General features: G+C 60.8%; 17 protein-coding genes and 1 pseudogene. 14 read left to right on the plus strand and 4 right to left on the minus strand.

Annotated elements, in window-relative coordinates:
- Positions 1-869: 869 nt before the first annotated feature.
- Entirely contained in the window at positions 870-2,660 is a 1,791-nt protein-coding gene (locus tag QCE48_RS16980; RefSeq protein WP_309788621.1) for a tannase/feruloyl esterase family alpha/beta hydrolase, read from the minus strand.
- Positions 2,661-2,878: 218 nt separating this feature from the next.
- Positions 2,879-3,706: a substrate binding domain-containing protein gene (locus QCE48_RS16985; RefSeq protein ID WP_309788622.1), complete on the minus strand. Its 828-nt coding sequence runs from the start codon at positions 3,704-3,706 to the stop codon at positions 2,879-2,881.
- 2 nt (positions 3,707-3,708) lie between these two features.
- Here QCE48_RS16985 and QCE48_RS31935 point away from each other — a divergent pair, with 2 nt between their 5' ends.
- Positions 3,709-4,479, plus strand: a complete 771-nt coding sequence (locus QCE48_RS31935) for a LysR substrate-binding domain-containing protein (RefSeq protein WP_404983424.1) — start codon at positions 3,709-3,711, stop codon at positions 4,477-4,479.
- Positions 4,437-4,604, plus strand: a pseudogene (locus QCE48_RS16995) (mandelate racemase/muconate lactonizing enzyme family protein); the annotation flags it as partial. The gene QCE48_RS31935 and the pseudogene QCE48_RS16995, both read left to right, overlap by 43 nt.
- On the opposite strand, the gene QCE48_RS17000 reads toward QCE48_RS16995, so the two are convergent.
- On the minus strand, positions 4,570-6,822 hold the full coding sequence (locus QCE48_RS17000) for a secretin N-terminal domain-containing protein (RefSeq protein WP_404983425.1): 2,253 nt from the start codon (positions 6,820-6,822) through the stop codon (positions 4,570-4,572). The pseudogene QCE48_RS16995 and the gene QCE48_RS17000 overlap by 35 nt on opposite strands.
- 165 nt (positions 6,823-6,987) lie before the next feature.
- Positions 6,988-7,434, minus strand: coding sequence for a hypothetical protein (locus QCE48_RS17005; RefSeq protein ID WP_309788624.1), 447 nt, complete (start codon positions 7,432-7,434; stop codon positions 6,988-6,990).
- A gap of 751 nt (positions 7,435-8,185) precedes the next feature.
- Here QCE48_RS17005 and QCE48_RS17010 point away from each other — a divergent pair.
- The 12 genes from QCE48_RS17010 (at position 8,186) to QCE48_RS17065 (ending at position 20,212) form a co-directional block, all read left to right on the plus strand.
- The gene (locus tag QCE48_RS17010; protein ID WP_309788625.1) at positions 8,186-9,226 is read left to right on the plus strand and encodes a VPS10 domain-containing protein; all 1,041 of its coding nucleotides are present in this window, start codon (positions 8,186-8,188) and stop codon (positions 9,224-9,226) included.
- 19 nt (positions 9,227-9,245) lie between these two features.
- Complete coding sequence (locus QCE48_RS17015; RefSeq protein WP_309788626.1) at positions 9,246-10,103, plus strand: aldolase/citrate lyase family protein; 858 nt, start codon at positions 9,246-9,248, stop codon at positions 10,101-10,103.
- A gap of 47 nt (positions 10,104-10,150) precedes the next feature.
- Complete coding sequence (locus QCE48_RS17020) at positions 10,151-11,089, plus strand: ABC transporter substrate-binding protein (RefSeq protein WP_309794241.1); 939 nt, start codon at positions 10,151-10,153, stop codon at positions 11,087-11,089.
- Positions 11,086-11,982, plus strand: coding sequence for a phosphate ABC transporter substrate-binding protein (locus QCE48_RS17025; RefSeq protein WP_309788628.1), 897 nt, complete (start codon positions 11,086-11,088; stop codon positions 11,980-11,982). Before QCE48_RS17020 ends, QCE48_RS17025 begins: the two co-directional genes overlap by 4 nt.
- 54 nt (positions 11,983-12,036) lie before the next feature.
- On the plus strand, positions 12,037-12,969 hold the full coding sequence (locus QCE48_RS17030; protein WP_309788629.1) for a VOC family protein: 933 nt from the start codon (positions 12,037-12,039) through the stop codon (positions 12,967-12,969).
- Between the two features lie 36 nt (positions 12,970-13,005).
- Positions 13,006-14,013: an amidohydrolase family protein gene (locus QCE48_RS17035; RefSeq protein WP_309788630.1), complete on the plus strand. Its 1,008-nt coding sequence runs from the start codon at positions 13,006-13,008 to the stop codon at positions 14,011-14,013.
- A 19-nt stretch (positions 14,014-14,032) separates the two neighbouring features.
- On the plus strand, positions 14,033-14,812 hold the full coding sequence (locus tag QCE48_RS17040; RefSeq protein ID WP_309794243.1) for an SDR family oxidoreductase: 780 nt from the start codon (positions 14,033-14,035) through the stop codon (positions 14,810-14,812).
- A gap of 15 nt (positions 14,813-14,827) precedes the next feature.
- The gene (locus QCE48_RS17045) at positions 14,828-15,682 is read left to right on the plus strand and encodes a fumarylacetoacetate hydrolase family protein (RefSeq protein WP_309788632.1); all 855 of its coding nucleotides are present in this window, start codon (positions 14,828-14,830) and stop codon (positions 15,680-15,682) included.
- Positions 15,683-15,694: 12 nt separating this feature from the next.
- Entirely contained in the window at positions 15,695-17,008 is a 1,314-nt protein-coding gene (locus QCE48_RS17050) for a LysR family transcriptional regulator (RefSeq protein ID WP_309788633.1), read from the plus strand.
- A gap of 82 nt (positions 17,009-17,090) precedes the next feature.
- The gene (locus QCE48_RS17055; protein ID WP_309794245.1) at positions 17,091-18,503 is read left to right on the plus strand and encodes an MFS transporter; all 1,413 of its coding nucleotides are present in this window, start codon (positions 17,091-17,093) and stop codon (positions 18,501-18,503) included.
- Positions 18,504-18,665: 162 nt separating this feature from the next.
- Positions 18,666-19,385 (plus strand): hypothetical protein, encoded by a 720-nt coding sequence (locus QCE48_RS17060; protein ID WP_309788635.1) that lies wholly within the window; start codon positions 18,666-18,668, stop codon positions 19,383-19,385.
- Positions 19,386-19,402: 17 nt separating this feature from the next.
- Positions 19,403-20,212 carry an amidohydrolase family protein gene (locus tag QCE48_RS17065; RefSeq protein ID WP_309788636.1) on the plus strand — a complete coding sequence of 270 codons (810 nt, stop codon included), beginning with the start codon at positions 19,403-19,405 and terminating at the stop codon, positions 20,210-20,212.
- Positions 20,213-20,266: the final 54 nt, after the last annotated feature.

A 20,266-nucleotide genomic window follows, 5' to 3' on the forward strand; every position in this document is an offset into this window, starting at 1 on the left:
CTGCGCAGCGATTCGACCGCCAGGGCGAACCCGATACATGCCAGTTCGACCGAGAATGAGGCCGTTCACTTCGAGCGCTGTTGTGTCTAGGTTGCCGTTTCGATCGGCGATCATGCTGTCGTTATTGCATGGCAGCGTGACGACCCGCGTTGCGAATCAGCGCGAGTGCGGCGGCGTGAGCGAATGAGGCACGCCTGTTCGACCTTTCGCTCGTCGCGTCGGGGCGATTCGGCGGCGGCGTACGAGACCTGACTGAGACTCGCCGTGACTCCGACTATTCACTTTTCGATCTACTCGGGCTCTGTGTCGCCGGGCATGACGGTCGGCCCCTCCATCCCGCGCGTGCGTCGAACGAGTTTTCGCTCGGTAAGGGCATGTTCGCCCGGAACACATCGGCGAAAAGTCTTCGCGCAAGGGGGCTCGCTGAGTATGGCCGTCTCTGAGATCGAACCGGAATTGTCCCCATCGGCGAGCCGATGGTCGAGTGCACCAGACGCATGCTTATGCCCGCGACTGCCGACATAAGTCCGGCGGCGCCACGTCCAACTTCTGTGCGGCCGTGGGCGCGCCAGGGCGGACGTGTCGGCTCAATTACTCGAGTAGGCGAGGATGCTTACGATTCGCACCTTCCCCATCGCTGGCAGAGCGAATGCGTCGATACAAGCGGCGTTGCAACGGATGGCGAGGCGCGTACGGCCGTGTACCGACGCATGATGAGCATGGCAATGCGTTCAGCTGCGACGATGACGCCATCGATAGCGTCCACGACGGTGTCGCCGTCAAATCCTCCCCGATGGTGTCGCGTGGAGGCGCCTGCTCGGAGTCCTGACCCATTTAACAAGCGACTTGTTGCAATCTACGCGTCAGTTCTATTCGGCGCGTGGTGTTAGCTTGCCGTTGCTTACGCCGTATTGTTTCTGGAAACCGGGGCGCAGCATAAACGCGCCGTACCATTTATTCGTCGCGGGTTCATCGACCGAAGCCGCAGGTCGGAAGCTCGTCGCCAGTTTCGGATCGCCGTCGCCAAGATAATGAGCTATCAGCGGGAAAGGATAAATAGGACGGCTCGCGAGCACCGGCCGATCCGGGATCGCGACGGGCGGGAGGCTTGCACCCATGCTCTCGTCGCCGCGTCCGTCGCTGCCGCCTTGCGGGCCGGTTTCGCCCATTCGGCTATGGTCGACCGTCGGCAGGAACGGACGTGCCGCTACACGATCTGCGACGAGTTGCATCGGTGCTTGTTTTCGTTCGACCCAGGACATCAGCGGCGTCAGTGTATCGACTTGGGCAAAGCCATCGCCGCCGCCACAATGTCCGACGCCGGGAATCATGAATAGCCGCAAGAAGCGGTCGGTCGCATCCACGCTCATTTGCTGTTGGACCGCGCGATAGTAGGCGATAGAGATCATCGGTGCAATCGAGAAGTCGGCCCAGCCGTGCCACATGATGAGCTTGCCGCCGTGCGCCGCGAATGCATGCAGGTCGGGGTTGGTGGCATCGTTTAAGGCATGCAGCTGCTGCATGCGATCGAATTGGGCGCTTGAGAATGGAAAGGCTGCCGGATCCTCCACCGTTGATAATGAGGGGAGATTCACCACCGACACCATACCCTTGTACAGCGCTTCCGACATCACCTTGTCGCTTGCCGCATGCGGTATGAACGCGGTCCACATCAATTCAGAACCCGGCGCGAGGCCGCCCGGCAAAAAGTGATTACCGTCGGAATCGGTGGGGCCAGAGTAGATTTTTTGCGCTACTGACCATTCCTGCGGAGTCAGACACCGAGACTCATCCTGTACATCAGCTTCGCATTTGACCCATGATGATTCGACCTGACACGTGCGCGGATCACTCAAAAGGCCATCTTTCACGCCGTCGATTCCGTCGCAGTGCGCGATGACGGCATCGTGCAGAATGGAAAGCTTAGTGGCGAGAAGGATCGGCTTGCCGTCGCTGCCGCGATTCGCCGCGACTGTCCATGCGTGAAAAAAAGAGTTTTGAATTTGGAACAGCATTGCGGGTGCGCCCGCCGAAATTCCGTCGAAATCGCCGGGATAACGCTGCGCTTCCATCAGCGCTTCCCGGCCGCCATCGGAACAGCCGGAGAAGTAGGAGTAGCGCGGCGGGGCGCCGTAGAACGCGCGAATCAGCGCCTTGGAAGCAAGCGCAGTCAAGTGATTGGCGCGGTAAGCGAAGTCAATGCGCTTTTGCGGATCACTCGTGAAGGCGCCCACATCTTCGCCGCCCCCAACGCCCGGATGACTCGAATGTCCCATGTCGGTCGCTGCGACGGCAAATTCGCCGTCGAGCGCGGGCCGGCATCCGCCCGCATTGCCGATGCTCGCGTTGACCATTCCACATAATCCACCGCATCCCGCCTGTAGATATCGTTGAGTCCATTTGGACGCTGGCAGGTCTAGTTTGAAGCCGATCGACGGTGCGATTGTACCAATCACTTCACAGAATTCTCCTTTGGGGGTTGAAACGCGCTTTGTTGAAAGTTTGACCGATGCACCGACAACTTCGCGCAATGGCGAACTGGCGATTGCTTCGCAGCTTCGCACCGGCGTGATGACGGGCAGCGCCGCGCCTGGATCGGCATGAGCGACGCCTGCAAGCATCGAAAGGAAGGCGAACGAGAGCAGCGATAGGAATTTCATCAACGAGCTAGGAGGCGAGGGTTCAGGGGAGCGATTTGCATTTTCCTCGCAACGGCCATCTATCCGCGCATGGGATTAATTAAATAGATAGGCTCGCAAACAATTGGCATTGTCGAAATTTTTGGCGACACAGAAGCCGGCCGTTACTTCGCGATGGTGGCGTCCGTGACGGTCGCGGCGGTGATGGATGGCCCCAATCCAACCTAAAAACCGGAAGTTCAATCGACGGGCGGCGCCCGATCCGCCTCGTCCAGTTCGCGCAGCATGTCCAGAAACGCGCGCACCTTCGCGCTCAACAACCGGCGCGAACTGTAGAGCGCCCAGACCTCGACGGGCGGCCCGGCATCCTTTCCCCAGCACGCGAGACGTCCCGCCGCCACGTCCCGCGCGACCAGCAGACCCGGCAGCAACGCGGCGCTCGCGCCTTCCAGCACGGCCTCGTGCACCATCAGCAGCGACGACAGCCGCAAGACCGGCACCGGAATAAACGCGCACACGTTCCCCGGCGATGTCGCCAGTTGCCAGCTCGCTGCCGGCCGCGCCGTCGACAGCACGACGGCCGGCACCTCCTGTTCCTGCGCTTCGGACCCGGGCGCGGGCGGCATCGGCAAATCGGGCGAAGCCACCAGTAGCCGCGTATCCGCGACAATCGACGGGCCCAGGCCGTCGGAGAAAACGAGGCAGTCGTGCCGGTGTAGCTCGTCAGGCGAGCAAGGCGCGCCGCGGCGCTCGAAATAAGACGGCGCGGCGCAGACGATCATGCGCACGTCACCGAGCTTGCGTGCCACGAACGCTGAATCGGGCAGGCGGCCCACGCGAATCGCGAGGTGGATGTCATCCTCGACGAGATTCACGGCATGGTCGATCAGCAGCAGCTCGACCGAAACGGCGGCGTCGCGCGCAAGTAAGCACGGCAAGAGCGGCGCGATGACGATTCGGCCGAGCAGCGCGGGCGTAGCGATGCGCAAACTGCCTGCCGGCTCCCTACGGCCCGCGGTGAGCAACGTGCCCACTTCGTCCAGGGCGACAGCGCGGGTAGCATTCAAAGTTGCTCGGCGGCGATGAGATCTGCCTGATGCGCAGGTTGCCGGCCGGCACCGGCGCGCGCGACGCGGCGCGTTTCGCGCTCGCGCATCCGCGCGTGGAGCTGGAACTCGTGGCGGAAGACCGCATCGTCGATCCGGTGGAGGACAACTATGATCTCGTGATCCGCATCAATCCGCCGGCGGACGAATTGCTAATCGGGCGTCGCATGGCGCTTCAAGTCCCTGGCACCCGTCATTCCGCACGCATTACAGGCCGCGTCTGGGCCAACGCGCTCGACGTGCTCGCGGCCGCTGCGATCGACGGTGCAGGAATCGAGCGTGCCCCGTCGCGGCAAGTGGCGGACGACATCCAGCGCGGGCGGTTGCGGCGTATCCTCCAGGACTACGAGACTATGCCTGCGCCAGTGAACGTGATCTTCGAACGTGCGCGACGCACGTCGCCCTTCGTGCGGGCGTTCCTCGACTACTTGGTCAATCGACGGAAAGGGGGCCGCTCGCGGGCGTGTCCCGCTTCGACGAAGCGCTCGGCGCGACAAACGGGTGATACCGCATACGCCGGGCGCCCATTCAACATGTTTGTTTTTGTGAGTCTTCGCTCCCTCGCTTTCGCACGCTGGCGAGTGCCAAGTCGAGGTGGACGCGGCGATATCCCGAACGACCGCCTGCGGCTTTCAATGGGCCATGGGAGCAGATTGGTCAGGGACCCCCAGTGGCCGATTGCCGAAAATAGCCTTTCAGCCCCGATGGCATTGCAAGTCACGCGCGCCTTGTGAGGCTCATTCGCATTGCCGTCGACACGGCAGAGATCGGATATGGCCGTTGGTATCACAAACAACTGCTGGATATGGGGGATGCGTCGACGGCTAGCGGGCGTTACCCTGCGTGGACGCGTCTGGCCGATGAATGCGCGTCAGATCCACGACATCTCCCGGCGCGCTCTGATTCTGCCCGTCGAGCCGCGGCAGCGCGGGCAGGGTGTCGTCCTTCTCCAGCCAGTTGTCCGTCTTGTATGCGTCTGAACGCATCTGCATATTGTCGTAACGGTCCGCGGCGATCGACTGCAGCGTCGACGCATCGCGCACGATGACGGGCCGCAGGAAGATCAGCAGATTGGTCTTCTTGCGGCTCTTCGTTTCGTGTCTGAACAGCGCGCCCAGCACCGGAATCTTCGACACCCACGGCACGCGGGTATTGCCGTTCGTGTAGTTGTCGCCGATGAGACCGCCGAGCACCACGATCTGACCGTCGTCCGCGAGAATGGTAGTCTGCAGGGAACGCTTGTCGATGCTGTAGCCGCCCGATTGATCCGCCGTACCGGTCTGCACGCTCGAATCTTCCTGATACACCGAAAGCGTAACCGTGCCGCCCTGATTGATCTGCGGCTTCACATTCAGCATCACGCCCACGTCCTTGCGTTCGAACGTGTTGAAGGCCGATACCGATGACGTACTGCTGGCGTTCGTCGAATACGAGCCGGACTCGATCGGCACATTGGTTCCCACCAGAATGCGCGCCTCGTGATTGTTTAGGGTGATGAGACTCGGAGTGGAAAGAATATTCACGTCCGAATTCGATTGCAGCGCGCGAAACAGGCCCTTCGTGCCGAGGATGTTGCCGAATCCCGCCACCAGTCCCACGTTCGTGGTGGTGGCCGCGACCGATTGCAGGCCCGCCGCGGTCAGCCATTCGATACCAAATTCGCCTTCCTTGTCGGACGAGACTTCCATGATGAGCGATTCGATATAGACCTGCACCTTACGCTGATCCAACCGCGCAATCACGCTGCTCAGATTCCGGAACACCGGTTCGGGCGCGGTGACGATCACCGAATTCGTCGACACGTCCGCGACGATCTCGCCGCTGCCGGTGTCTTCGTGCTCGTCGCCGCTGCGCGACTGCCCATCCTTCACGCTGCCGAACGGACTGTTCGACGACGAAGACGATACCGCGCCGACCGATGACGCCACATCCGTGCCGCTCGGCAAAGGCGGAAGCGTTCCGTTGCTGCTCGGTAGTCCCGACGTGCTTTGCACGCCGCTCACGTTCGTCGCGGCGCTCTGCGTATCGCCGCCGCCCGTGCGTCCAAGAATGCGGCGCAAGATCTTGGCAACATCGCTCGCATCGGCGTTGCGCAAGCTCACGATATGAATGTTGCCCGGCGCGCGCGTGGGCGTGTCCAGCTTCACGATGAGCGACTCCGCCTCGTCCAGCCGCGCCGCGTTGCTTGCACGCAGAACGACGGCATTGCTGCGCGTATCTGGCGTGACGAGCACCTTTTGCGTGGGATCGCTGTTGCCGATGGCGCTCAAATCGAGCAGCTTCGGTGCCTGCTGTGCCACAGCGGACGCATCCGCGAAATTGAGCTGCACGACCGAGATATGCGAACCCGACGCCGCTTCGATTCCCGCGATGATCGCCGCGATGCGTTTGATGTTGTCCGCGTAATCGGTCACGACCAGCGTGTTGTTGCTCGTGTTTGCGCCGATCGTATTGTTCGGCGAGATAAGCGGACGCAGCGTCGGCACGAGACCGTTGGCCGATTCACGATGCAACTGAAAAACCTGCGTGACGATCTGATCGCCGTTCGCGACCGGACGATTGCCCGCATACGCCGGCACGCCCTGCGTCTTCGCTTCCGCTTCCGGCACGATCTTGAGCACGCCATGATCCTGAAGCAGCGAGAAGCCCTGCATGCGCAGCGCGGATTGCAGTGTCTTGAGCGCTTCGTCCTCGGAAACCGGATTCTCCGACACGAGATCGAGCTGCCCCTTCACGCGCGGATCGACGATGATGGTCTTGTCCGTCGCGGCGCCGATGGCGCGCGCCACATCGCCGATATCGGCATGCGCGAAGTTCATCGTCACGGCGGCGAAAGCTGTATGCGGGATCAGCGCCGCCAGACATGCGCTCGCGATGAGCGTCGCGAGGCGCGGCCGTTTCGAAGCAGAAGCAGAAAGACAAGAAAAAAGAAAAAGCAAAACGCAAACGTTTGCACAGTCGGATAGTCGGCTGTTCATAATCATGTGGAACGGGAACCGGTAAGCGGATCGACGGGGGGCGGCGGAACGCCCCGATCGAATCTGCGCTGAAGACGCGGCGTCACTATCGTTGGACATGGCGCGCGTATCGATGGATGACGGCGAATCAAAACTCGTGAGCCCGCACTATAAATGATCCGTGCAATGACATTTGCGATCCGAAAGTTTCTGTGAGGAAAACGCTTACGCGGATTGCACGGCCAGCGCGATACGCGCAAGGCGATCCTGAAGGCTCCCGGTTGCTCAGGTTCGGCGTGCCGCCGTGCGCGCGCACGACTTCATCGACGATGGACAAGCCGAGGCCCACGCTGCCGGGACGCTTCGCCCCGCGCCGGATCGAGCCGCACGAACGGTTCGATCATTTTCCTGCAAGCGTTCGGCCGGAATGCCCGGCCCGTCATCCATCAAGTCGATGACAACAAGCTCGCCGCGCATGGCCGCCGCTAAGGACGCCAGCGCGAAGCTCGGTGCACCGGGCTGAATCGACAAGACAGGCCACGGAGAACGCGACACTTTCGCGCCCGAGCATCGCATCGGCACTTTGCCGTTGCTCGCGTGGCTGATGTCGGGCGCTTTTCCTACTTCGCCCAGGCGTAACTCGGTCACCGTCTCGACACTCAACCTCGGCGACATCTCGCCTGCCACGACGTCTTCGCCGACGGCGACCGGCAGCAAGGGCGAAGTGACCACTTCATTTCGCGTTCGGGAAACCCATGATGAGCAAGGTTCGCCACGCTATCGGGCGCTTCAAGGTCCCGGGGTGACGACTTTATAGTCGCAACGTTGAGGTTATTAATGCGTTCTGCGCCTGTCCGAAGATCAAATCGCCACGGTAGTTGATCTTCTCTGCAGCAGCGTTGCCCGCCTTTATCATAGTCAGGACGTGATGGGTATCCGAGGTTAAACGGTCCAGCATCCCTTTGGCGCAATCAAGGCACGTTGTACGATTTCTCAAATATTTCCGAGCTGCCTTTCGGATGAGTTCTTCTGCTACTTCGATGGAAAAACCGCTCAGAGTATCAACGCAAAGTTAATTCCCGGGCGCTTCATCATTTTCTCTCAATTACGACTAAGTTCGGCTTCGGTGCTTGCGTTTTCATAAAATTATCAAGGTAGCGCCTGTTGTTACTAGGCCGCAGATGCAACCTGCGCTAGTTGGGCAGTGTAGGAATTGGAGTTCCGAAAAGCGCCATAGAAAAGCCGCTCTGGCGATTAGTTCGTTGCCGACGGAGCCATACGCCATCGCCGACCGCGTGACGCTGGGGACTTAGCAAAAATCTATTGCCGGCACACGTTTTGAATAACAAGGCGTAGTTTGTCGCGCCTACACTGGTCTCCAACAACTCGCCAAGCGGTATCGGATGCGAGCGTCGCGGAACCCCGACGCAGTTGCGTTGGCCGTCCCGCGTCAACTCTCACATATCAGAGACTGGAGACTCGAATGAAGAACCTGATGCTCGTCGGCACTGCGGCTTCGCGCCCCGACGCTATCGGCACAATATTCACACTGCGCCCCGGCGGCGAATGGGAGACGGCCGACGGTATCCCGGCGGATGCATCCGTGCAGGCGATCACGCCACATCCCGAGCGCGAGAACCTGATCTTCGCGGCGACGCGCAAGGGCGTGTACCGGTCAATGAATAGCGGTCAATCGTGGCAGCGCCTGAACGTAACGGACGAAAACGCGCAATTCTGGTGCGTGGTCACCAGTCCGCATAACCCGGATACGCTGTTTGCAGGCACTGCGCCCGTCGGCTTTTATCGCAGCGACGATGGCGGCGATACATGGAAGAAATGTAAGGCAGATTATCCCGAGCGCTTCAAGATTTCGTTTGGCGCGTCGCGCGTAATGCGCATTGCATTCCATCCGACGGATCCGTCCGTGTTGTACGCGGTCAGCGAGATCAACGGTTTCTTGCTGAGCGATGACGGAGGCGAGACTTGGCACGGCCGCAATGACGGTCTGGTGGCGCTATCGCAACAGCCGCACCTGAAAAGCAAGATCGAAACCGACGACGACGCCGAAGGCATGTTCGATGCGCACTCGGTCGTCACCACGCCTGCCGATCCCGACGCACTCTTTTATATCTGCCGCTTAGGGATCTTCGAAAGCCGCAACAAGGGCAACACCTTCCGCGATATTAAAGTCGGCAAGTTCGCGCCATTCGCCTATACGCGCGATTGCCGCTTCGTCGCGGGGTCTCCCAAGAAGATGTACGCGTGCTTCAGCATCTCCTCGCGCAGCAATGCGGGCGCACTGTACGGTAGCGACGACCTCGGAAAGACGTGGTATCGCGCGGACAGTCAGGTCGATCCGCAAAGCACCATGCTCGGCTTCGGCGTGCATGCGACGGACCCGAACGGCATCGTTACCGTGACGCGAGGCGGACAGGTCTTCTACACGCTGGATGGCGGCCAAAGCTGGACCGAGAAACGCCTTCCTCAACAAGCCGGCGACGCATTCAGCGGCGCCATTCTTTAAGCGACGGGAGACGCTCGATATGGCAGAACGACTCAACGGCGTCATCCGCGCATTGGAAAGCGGACGGCGCATCGCCTTCACGTCATTCATCCAGGCCGAGGTGGAAAACGCCGTGAGCTTCGCGCAATCCGCGAACGACGGCGTCGTGTTCGAAATGGAACACACACCGTGGGACATTCGCGCATTGCGCGAAGCGATGCAGTTCCTTTTGCTTCGGCAGAAGATTGCGCAAGCGGGCTCGGCTGCCTGTCAAATGACGCCGCTCGTGCGCATCCCGCCGAGCGGCAGCGAGATGAATCAATGGTTCGCGAAGCAGGCGCTCGATCTCGGCGCATACGGCATCGTGTGGCCTCGCATCAGCACGGCCGAGGAAGCGTACAACGCCGTGGCCGCGTGCCGCTATCCGCGTCTCAAGACCGCGCCCCTCTATGATCCGGCAGGCTTGCGCGGCGATGCGCCGATGCCTGCTGCCCGCTATTGGGGCTTGTCGCAGCAGGACTATTACAAGAAGGCGGACGTATGGCCGCTTGCACCCGAAGGCGAGGTGCTCGTCACGTTGATGATCGAGGATACGTCCGCCATCGAGAATCTCGAAGAGATTGTCAAACGGGTTCCGGGCATCGGCGTGCTGTTGATCGGCGAAGGCGATCTCACGCAGGAACTCGGCTGTCCACGCCAGTACGACAACCCTGAACTGCTGCGCATGATGCGTCATGTGCTGGAAGTGGGCAAGGCGTTCGATATTCCGGTCGGCCATCCGCATGTGACCGAGCAGAACGTCGAACGCGTGATCGAAGACGGTTATCGCTTCCTGATGACTTTTCCCAAGCGCGATTTCTCCGCGCTCGACACGGGACGCAAGCTCGCGGGACGCTGAGCGGATCGTCAAGTACTGGAGTAGACATGACAGAGAAACTGTCCATCGTGCTGGGGCGGCACGGTCAGGTTGCGGACTTGCGCAACGGCGCGGTGAAGGTCGAAGGCTACGCGCTTGACTTTATCGATATCAAACGCATGCCGGACGCATACCGCGCGATGGCGCGCAGCCAGCCTTACGACATCTGTGAGATGGCGCCGACGTCATACCTCATGGCTGTCGCCGACGGCGCGCCGATCACCGCGCTGCCGCTGCCGATGACACGCCGTTTTCGTCACGCGGGCTTGCAGCGCCCGCTGTCTTCCGATCTTAACGAGCCAAAGGACTTGGAAGGAAAGCGCGTAGGCGTTCGTGCGTATTCAGTGACGGCCGCCGTGTGGACGCGGGGCATCCTCGCCGACGAGTATGGTCTCGATCCCGACAGCATTACGTGGTTCACGGAAGAAGACGAAAACGTAGAGAGCTTCGTGCCGCCTTCCAATGTGCAACGCGTGCCATCAGGCAAGACGCTCGCTGGCATGTTGCGCGATGGCGAGCTTGATGCGGCGTTCGCAGGCCTGGCGGGCGCGGGCGACGATGCGGGCGAACTCGTCGAAGTCGTCGCCGATGCGAAGGCGCGCGAACGCGACTGGTATCGCAGAACGGCGATTTATCCGCTGCATGGCGTGATCGTCGTCAGGAACGATGTGCTCGAAAAGCATCCGACGCTTGCCCTCGCTTTGTTCAACGCGTTCACCAACGCCAAGGAGAATTATCTCGAGCGGGTGCGTACGGGCAGTGCGGCTGAAGCGGAAGACAAGCGTTATCTGGCGCTGGCCGAGCTTGTCGGTGATCCGCTTCCCTATGGACTGGAAGAAAACGCGCAGTCGTTCGCGGCGCTCGCGCGCTATGCCTACAGACAAAAACTCATCCCGGTGCTGCCATCGCTTGAAACGGTGGTGTACGACCCCCGCACAGACGCCATCGCGCAAAGGAGGCGCGCATGAACGCGACCGAAACGATTCACTTAAGCACGATGCTCGGTACTTATCCCAAGACGAAGCCGCTTAAGGAAAGGCAAATCCTTTCGCCGCTCGTCACGCTGGACATCGCGCCGGTCGATACGGCGCAGAAAGCGTTCAAGGATGTGGTGCGCGGCCTGAAGTACGACGTGGCCGAACTGGCAATCGTCACGTTCTTGCAGGCGTATGAAGCAGGCAAACCTTATCGCCTGTTGCCGTTCGTCATGAACGGCATGTTTCACCACAAGAGCATTCTCTGCCGCGCGGGCGACGACCTCGAACCAGAGGCGCTCGCAGGCAAGACCATCGCGATGCGCTCGTATGCGCAAACCACGCCGACATGGGTGCGCGGCATCTTGTGCGACGAATACGGGCTCGATTTGCAGAGCGTGAAGTGGTTGAGCCAGGAGGGCGCGCATGTGGCCGAATATACCAATCCTTCTTGGGTGACGCAGCAAGCGTCATCGCTTGGACTGGAGGACATGCTGCTTGCAGGGCAAGTGGACGCAATTATTGCGGGCGGTGCATTGTCGGGCGATCCAGGGATCCGCACGCTGATCGACGAACCGAAAGAAGCCGCATTGCGCTGGCACGAACGCACCGGCGCGGTGCCGATCAATCACATCGTCGCCATCAAGGAAGATGTCCTGGGGACGAGCGACGAACTCGTGCGCGAAGTATTTCGCATGCTGTGTGAAAGCCGTGCGGCAAGCGGCGACCAGGCATCCGGGACGGGTGTAGATATGCAGCCGATCGGCTTCGATAAACTGAAGGCTTCGCTTGAAGCAGCCATTCGGTACGCGTTCGAGCAGAAGCTAATCCTGAAACGCTACACAGTGGATGAACTCTACGGCAGGGTCGCCGATATTCTGAGTTAGCTCGGCAACGAAGCGCAGAAATCAGCGCGGAAGAATCAATCGAAGGAGACGGATGTGGCCTCACCCATCAATGGTATGTCGTTTGTCAGGCTCAGCGCGCCCGATCTCGGCCGCATGCAGGCGTTCCTCGAAGATTTCGGAATGGTCGTCGCGCACAAGGACGCCAAGCGCCTCTATATGCGAGGCGTCAGCAATACGCCGTTCCTGCACGTGACCGAACTCGGCGAGCCGGGCGTCATCAGCTTTGGATACGAGTTGCGCGATCCATCCTTGCTAGACGACGTCGCAAAGCTCCCCGATGCGCACGGTATCGAAACGCTCGATGCGCCCGGCGCCGGCAAGCGCGTGCGCCTGCGCGATCCCAACGGCTTCTGGCTGGAACTGGTCGCGGGACAGGAGCGCGTGAGTCCACTGCCTTCGCGTGTCGTCGTGCGCGGAGCAGACGGCGAAAGCCGTGCGCTCGGAGCGGCGCGCGTGGTGCGCATTGCGCATACCGCTTACGCGACGCCGAATCTCGCGGACACCGTCGGGTGGTATCAACGCACGCTCGGCCTGCTGCCAACCGATGAGCTGTATGTCGGCTCTGCCGATAACGTGATCGGTCAGTTCGATCGCGTCGACCTTGGCGACGAGCTCGTCGATCATCACGTCATCTTCCTGATGCGTGGTCAGCGTGCGGGCATGCATCACGTCTCGTATCAGGTGGAAGGCGTCGACGACATTTTCTTCGGCTACGACCATATGACGCGCGGCACACACGATCACGTGCGCGGCATCGGACGTCATGCGCTCGGCAGTCAGATTTTCAACTACTGGATGAGTCCTTTCGAGCAGATGCATGAACATTGGATCTCGCATGAAAAGATGAATGCGTCGAGCAAGTTCAATCGCATTCAGATCGGCGAGGGCATGAGTTACGACACGGGCGAGCGCCCGCCGGAGCGATTCGTGAAGCAGGCGACGCCCATCGTCGCGTGGAATGCCTGACGCGTTTCTTTCAAACATCAACGACACGATAAAGCAATGATCATCGATTGCCACGGGCACTTTACGACAGTGCCGAAGGCGCTGCACGAATGGCGGCGTCAGCAGCTCGAAGCGCCGGGCGGCCAGTACGGCGCGGCGCTTGCCATCTCCGACGACGAACTGCGCGAAGCGCTCGAGAGCAAGCAGCTTAAGGTGCAGCGCGAGCGCGGCCTCGATATGACCTTGTTCTCGCCCATCGCGGGACAAATGGGCCATCACCTCGGCACGCTCGAACACAGCATCGAATGGTCGACAATGGCTAACGACGTCATTCATCGCGTCTGCGAGTTGTACCCGCAAAATTTCACAGGCGTGTGCCAGTTGCCCCAGTCGCCCGGCGCGGACCTTGGCGCATCGGTGCGCGAACTCGAACGCTGCGTGACGGAGCTGGGTTTCGTCGGCTGTAATCTGAATCCGGACCCGTCGGGCGGCTACTGGACCGACAAGCCGCTCACGGACCGCATCTACTATCCGCTCTACGAGAAGATGGTTGAACTCGATGTGCCCGCGATGATTCACGTGAGCAGTTCGTGCAACCCGTGCTTTCATCATGTCGGTGCGCATTACCTCAATGGCGACACGACCGCCTTCATGCAGTTCTTGCTTTCGCCGCAACTGTTCGAGGACTTCCCGACGCTGCGTTTCGTGATTCCGCACGGGGGCGGCGCGGTGCCATATCACTGGGGACGGTATCGCGGTCTTGCGCAGGACATGGGCTTTAAGACGCTCGATGACGGTCTGATGAAAAACATCTTCTTCGATACCTGCGTGTATCACCAAGCTGGAGTCAACTTGCTGGCGGAAGTCGTGCCGCACGAGAACATCCTGTTCGGTTCCGAGATGATTGGCGCAGTCAAGGGCATCGATCCGACGACCGGCCATCACTACGACGACACTCGCCGTTACATCGCTGCGACGCCGAACCTCTGCGATTGCGACCGCAAGCACGTGTTCTACGACAACGCACTCGCGGTTTATCCGCGGCTGAAGACAAAGCTGGCGTGACTTCTTAGGGGAAAGGACGATGGATCTGGGCATTGCAGAAAAAAAGGCGCTCGTGTGCGCGTCGTCGCGGGGCTTGGGTCTCGCATGCGCGACGGCGCTTTCCCGCGAGGGATGCGAAGTATGGATTAACGGACGTCATGCCGATGCGCTCGAAAGCGCGGCTACGCAGATTAAAGCGATCACGGGCAAGCGGCCGCATATCGTGGCCGCCGACATCGCCACCGAGGAAGGGCGCACGGCGCTGTATGAAGCGTGTCCCGCGCCGGACATTCTCATCAACAACAATGCGGGGCCGGAGCCGGGCAAGATTACGGACTGGTCGCGCGAGGACTGGATTGCGGGCGTCGAAGGCAACATGCTCGCGCCGATCTTTCTGATCAAGCAATACGTGCCGGGGATGCGCGAGCGGCGCTTCGGGCGCATCGTGAACATTACATCGGCCATGGTCAAGTCGCCAAGTGCGACGATGGGTCTTTCCGCTGCGGTGCGAGCGGGTCTCACGGCATTGAGCAAATCCGTCCAGCGTGATTCGGTCGTCGACAACGTGACCATCAACAACATGCTGCCGGAGCGCTTCGATACGGATCGACAGCGTTACATGGCAGATCGCATGTCGAAGAAGGAAGGCATTACGGTCGACGATGCAAAAAGGCGCATCGCCGCGACGATCGCCGCCAAGCGTCTCGGCGATCCGAAGGAATTCGGCGATGCATGTGCCTTTCTATGCAGCGCACAGGCCGGCTTCATCTCCGGACAAAATTTGCAACTCGACGGCGGCTCCTACGCGGGCCTCGTATAACAAGGGGAATGATTCGTGAAATACGCAAGCTTTTCTATCGACGGACGTCCGAGCTACGGCACCGTTGTCGACGGTGGTGTGGTCGATCTCGGCAAGCGGATAGGGGACCGGTACCCGACGCTCAAGTCCTACATCGCCGCAGGTACGCCGCATGCGCCCGAGACCGATCAGGGCGCCGACTATGCGCTAGCGGAGGTAAAGCTTTTGCCGCCCATTACCGATCCGACGCATATCTGGTGCCTCGCGCTCAACTACCCCGAGCACCACAACGAAGTGCAGGCGGCCGGGCGCGTCCAGGAATTGCCGAAGTCGCCAGCGCTGTTTTCGCGAGCTGTCGATTCGTTGGTTGCGCATGACGAGCCGTTGCGCCATCCGGGAGTCAGCGAGCAGTTCGACTTCGAAGGGGAACTGGTGGTCGTCATCGGCAAAGAGGGGTTCCAAATCAGTCAGGACGACGCGTTTGAGTACATTGCGGGATACACCGTGATGAACGAGGGGAGCGTGCGGGACTGGCAGTTCCATACAAGGCAAATCACGCCCGGCAAGAACTTCTATCGGAGCGGCTCCATCGGTCCTTGGATCGTGTCGAGGGACGAGATTGCCGACGTGGACGCGCTCACCATTCGCACCACGCTCAACGGCGAAGTCATGCAAAATGATTCGGTGAGCGCGATGGTGCATAAAATCCCGCGGTTTATCGAATATGTGTCGAGCATGGCGCCGCTGTACCCTGGCGATATTCTGGCGACGGGTACACCGAGCGGCGTCGGCTTCTCGCGCAAGCCGCCGGTTTTCATGAAGGAGGGCGACGTCTGCGAGATCGCAATCGAAGGCGTCGGTGTGTTGCGCAATCGGGTCGGCGGGGAATGACGCGACTTCGAAGTGCTGGTCAATAAATTCGGGCACACAATGGAGAAGGTCGAGCCAGCGGTATGCGGCAGCGAGGGCAATGATGGTAAGCCAGCAAAGCCGTCGAAGGAAGGGCAAGAGCTGCCAAGCCTCTGGCAACTGCGCGTGTTCGAGGCGGTGGCTCGGCATGAGAGCGTAACGCAGGCTTCGCAGGAACTGCTGCGCTCTCAGCCCGCGACGACATCATCCATTGCCGCATTCGAGACTTCACTAAGCGCAAGTCTCTTCGAACGGTCGACCACCGGCACCTGGCTTACGCCCGTCGGCGTCGCAGCGCTCGTGCGCGCGAGACGCATTCTGCAGGCGGCGGAGGAGGCTGTCCTGCTGCTCGGCAGCACCCGCAAGGTGTCGGCTCTCGCACTTGCGAGCGGCATCACACGGACGCAGATGCGCTGCCTCATCGCGATTGAGGAGCGCGGGTCGTTTCGTGCGGCCGCACGCATGCTCGGCATTACGGAGGCGTCGTTGCAGCGTGCGGCGCGCACGCTTGAGCAGAACCTCGGCGCGCAACTTTACCGGCATACCGCTTCGGGCATAACGACCACCGAAACGGGCCAAGCTTTCGCGCAGCGGCTCAAGCTCGTATGCAATCAAACTGCGGCGCTGGTCGAGACGGTCAAGGTCTACGAGTTTCCGAAGGAAAGGTCGGTAACGGTCGGCGTGCTGCTGCTCGACCCGACCATTTTGATCGTCAATGCCATCCGCGCGCTCAGCACGCAATTTCCCGACACGCGCGTGACCGTTTTGTCGGGCATCTACGAGTCGCTGCTCAACAAGCTGTCGAGGGGCGATATCGACTTCATGATCGGCCTGCTCAAGCAACCGGGACAGGCCTTCGATTTCGTCGAGGAGCCGCTTTACCGTGAGCGCTACTTCGTGGTGGCGAGCCGCAATCACCCGCTCACACGCACGATTACGCCCACCGTCGAATCACTGAGACGTTATCAGTGGGTATTGCCGCCGAAGGGCTCGCCTCGCAGAGAGGCCTACGAAAACCTCTTTTCAGAAGGGACGCCACCGCCCGCGAGCATCGAGACCTATTCGCTCTCCACGATACGCATCACGCTCGCGGAGTCGGACATGTTGACGATTCTGAGCTGGACCGAGATTCTTAGTGAACGGCGTTTCGGCTTTCTGGCGCCGCTTCCCGTCGACGTACCGTGGATCGGCCCGATGTTCGGCATCACAATGCGACGCGGCTGGGCGCCGAACGAAGTGCAGGCCGCCTTCCTTCACAACCTGAAAAAGAACGCCGCCGCCATCGCCGGAGAGCCGCTCGGAAACTAAATTATTTCGATTTCAATACGGCGAAATATTCAAATTATACGTAGCTATACTAAAGAACGTTGCTATACGGACGGAGACAATCATGCTTCAGGCGCAGCCCGGGCGCAGCCCATTTCAGGATCAATCGACGCTCTCGAACAATCAAAGGATACTGTTGGGCCTCGTCGGCATCGGCAGCATGCTGGAGTTTTGGGATGCATTTCTGATCGGCTTCACGATGGCCTTTCTCATCAAACCGTGGGGACTCACCTATGGCATCATGGGCGTCGTGCTGCTGGCGTCGGGTGTCGGAGCCATTGTCGGTGGCGTCGTATGGGGCAAAGTCGCGGACCGCTTTGGCCGCAAACCGGTGTTCGTGGTGTCACTGCTGCTGCTGGCGGCCGCGAGCGTCGGGCTCGCGTTCACGCCGGAACGTGGCTGGATTTACATGTCCGTGCTGCGTACTGTCATCGGCTTTTGCTCGGCCGGGTACTTCATTCAGATTGCGCTCGTGCAAGAGTTCACTCCGCCGAAGCGGCGTGGCATGCTGACAGGCATCGTCTCTGCGATTACAACAGGCGGTCTACTGCTGGGCGCGTTCAGCGGCGCATGGATCATTCCGTCGATAGGCTGGCGCTGGACATTCCTGCTCGGCGCCGCGCCCGCCCTGATCGCGCTCGTCGGTGCTTTCCGCATTCCCGAATCGCCGCGTTGGCTCGCGCTGCAAGGGCGGCACGACGCGGCGCGCAAGTCGGTCGCGTGGGCACTTGGCGATACGGCGTTCGACCTCGACAGCGAAGCTCCGCGCCCCGCGCCGTCACATAGCTGGTTCGATATTCTGCGCTGCCCGCGAAGCGTACTGACGACGGCGCTTGTCAACATCGGCCTGATCTCCGGCTATTACGGCGTCGTACTGTGGGCGCCTACGCTGATGTCACAGGTCCAGTCGTTCTCGCCCGTATTCGCATCGGAGGTGATGATCGGCTTCAGCGTGCTAGGTATCCTCTCACGTCTTGCCGCTGCGGCGCTCGCGGACAGAGTCGGCCGCAGGAAGACGGGAGGATCTTTCGCGCTGGCGGCGGCCGTCGCGTTGCTCGCCGCTGGATACGTGGGCCACGGAGATCTATTTTCGACGCAGTGGTTCTGGCTGCCACTGTTGGTCGCGTTTGTCTTTGCCGACGGCAGTCTTTCGGTCTGCGCCGCGTATTCGACGGAGATCTGGCCATCACGCTTGCGTGGCACCGGCTCCGGTTTCGCAGGATTGGCCGGCTCTGTCGGCAAGATTCTCGGACCGATGGGACTTGCGCTGACAGCGGGATCCAGCAATGTGGTCATGCCTTCCGCGACCGTGTCAGTGATCGTTCCCGCATTCCAGTTTCTCGCATTCTGCCTGTGCGTGTGCGGCGTGACGTATCTCACCATCGGTATTGAAGCGCGCGGCAAGTCGCTCGAAACATTCGACGAAACGGCGAACGAGCCGGAAGCCCGTCTGGATGCGTCGCGTCAGCGCAGTTGAGCGCGAACCGCTTGCCGGCAGAAGGCAACCGAAACAGCAAAAACAGATGACCACGGCGCGTTTTCAATTGGGCCTGCAAGCTCGGGGCAAATAGACTGAAAACTCACTGGACACACGATCAAAAAAACGCCAGGGCAGCATTGAAAATCGAACGGAGACACGATGAAGCGACTGCGACTCGGCATGATTGTGCCGTCCCTGAACACGATAGCGGAAGACGATTTCCGTGCTTTTTGCCCGGCCGATGTGTCGTACCACGTTCATCGCATCAGGCTGCGCAAGGAAAACGGCCGCGTGAGCATGGACAGTCTGACGCGCGCTTATCTCGAAGCCATCGACGAAGTGGAGTATCTGAAGGACCTGTCGCCTGATGCGATCGCCTTCAACTGCACTGGCGCGAGCGTCGCCCACGGCAGCGGCTGCGACGTGGCGCTTGCCGCGTGCATGACCGAGAAGCTCGGCGTTCCTTCGACGAATACGATGGTCGCGATCAAGGACGCCCTCCGGTTCGTGTGCGCCGAAGCCGTTCTGCACGTCTGCCCGTTCGGCGACGATTTCTCGCGCGTGGAGCGCCAGTCGCTCGTCGACGCGAATCTGGACGTCCAGCGCACCGTATCGCTTGGCTTTACCGATGCGAAGGTCGCCGCGCAAATGCAGCCCGAGGAGATAGCAGAGACTGTAAAGATGCACGTGGACGGCGACACGCGCGCGCTGCTTCTGTCGTGTGCGAACGTGCGCGCATTCGAAGCGGTGAAGGTCCTTGAAGCCGAACTGAATCTGCCCGTCGTCACGAGCAATCAGGCGATGCTATGGGCGGTGCTTCAGGCGGCCGGATGGCGCGGCAACATTGAAGGCGCGGGCAAACTCTTTAACGGCAATTGACAGTTCCTAAATCGCTCATGCAGATCGTAGACGCTCAAGTACATATTTGGTCGCAGGGGGAATCGACCGGGCATCATCGGCGCACGCCTATCGACGCGCCGACACTTTCCGCCGAAATGGCACAGGCGGGCGTGGACCGGGCAGTGCTGGTGCCACCGCTGTGGGACCCTAGCGGCAATGGCTACTCGCTGTCACTTGCCGCACGCGAGCCGAACCGCTTCGCCGTGATGGGCCTTCTCGATACAGGACCGGAAGCCGCCGCGAGCCGCGTGCGCCACTGGCGCGATCAACCGGGTATGCTCGGCATCCGCTTTCTCTTCAACACCAAGGAGCGCGCGGCACCGCTTCTGGATGGGCGTTTCGACGACGTATGGCCCGTCGCCGAGGAGACGGGGCTTCCCGTTGCGATGCTTGTGCCCGGCGCTCTTGCGAAGGCAGGGGAGATCGCGGAACGTCACCCGCGCCTCACGCTGATTGTCGATCATCTCGGCGTGCCGCGCGGGGCGACCGGGCCAGGCGCGTTCGAACACCTGCCGGAATTGCTCGCCCTCGCGCGCTACGCGAACGTGTACGTGAAGGCAGTGGGCGTGGGTGACTATGCGCTCGACCCCTATCCGTTCCATTCTCTCAACGAGACGCTGCGCCGCGTGGTCGACACCTTCGGGCCGGATCGCGTGATGTGGGGAAGCGATCTTTCTCGCCTGCATCACCCGTACTGGCAATGTTTGGCGCACTTTCGCGAGAACTTGCCGTGGCTCTCCGCAGCCGATCGGGAAAGCGTCATGGGCGGCAATATATTGCGCCTGCTCGACTGGCAGCGCCGCTAGCGATGCCTTTGGATGTTTGGTAAAAAAGACGACGAACGAGCCAAAGCATATTGG

The organism is Caballeronia sp. LZ024 (assembly GCF_031451455.1).
GTDB lineage: Bacteria > Pseudomonadota > Gammaproteobacteria > Burkholderiales > Burkholderiaceae > Caballeronia > Caballeronia telluris.

Coding starts and splice junctions, on each gene's coding strand:
- QCE48_RS17060 (WP_309788635.1), top strand. CDS start 18,666: ATGAAGCGACTGCGACTCGGCATGATTGTGCCGTCCCTGAACACGATA.
- QCE48_RS17065 (WP_309788636.1), top strand. CDS start 19,403: ATGCAGATCGTAGACGCTCAAGTACATATTTGGTCGCAGGGGGAATCG.
- QCE48_RS17015 (WP_309788626.1), top strand. CDS start 9,246: ATGGCAGAACGACTCAACGGCGTCATCCGCGCATTGGAAAGCGGACGG.
- QCE48_RS17040 (WP_309794243.1), top strand. CDS start 14,033: ATGGATCTGGGCATTGCAGAAAAAAAGGCGCTCGTGTGCGCGTCGTCG.
- QCE48_RS17025 (WP_309788628.1), top strand. CDS start 11,086: ATGAACGCGACCGAAACGATTCACTTAAGCACGATGCTCGGTACTTAT.
- QCE48_RS16980 (WP_309788621.1), bottom strand. CDS start 2,660: ATGAAATTCCTATCGCTGCTCTCGTTCGCCTTCCTTTCGATGCTTGCA.
- QCE48_RS17000 (WP_404983425.1), bottom strand. CDS start 6,822: ATGTCCAACGATAGTGACGCCGCGTCTTCAGCGCAGATTCGATCGGGG.
- QCE48_RS17010 (WP_309788625.1), top strand. CDS start 8,186: ATGAAGAACCTGATGCTCGTCGGCACTGCGGCTTCGCGCCCCGACGCT.
- QCE48_RS17035 (WP_309788630.1), top strand. CDS start 13,006: ATGATCATCGATTGCCACGGGCACTTTACGACAGTGCCGAAGGCGCTG.
- QCE48_RS17055 (WP_309794245.1), top strand. CDS start 17,091: ATGCTTCAGGCGCAGCCCGGGCGCAGCCCATTTCAGGATCAATCGACG.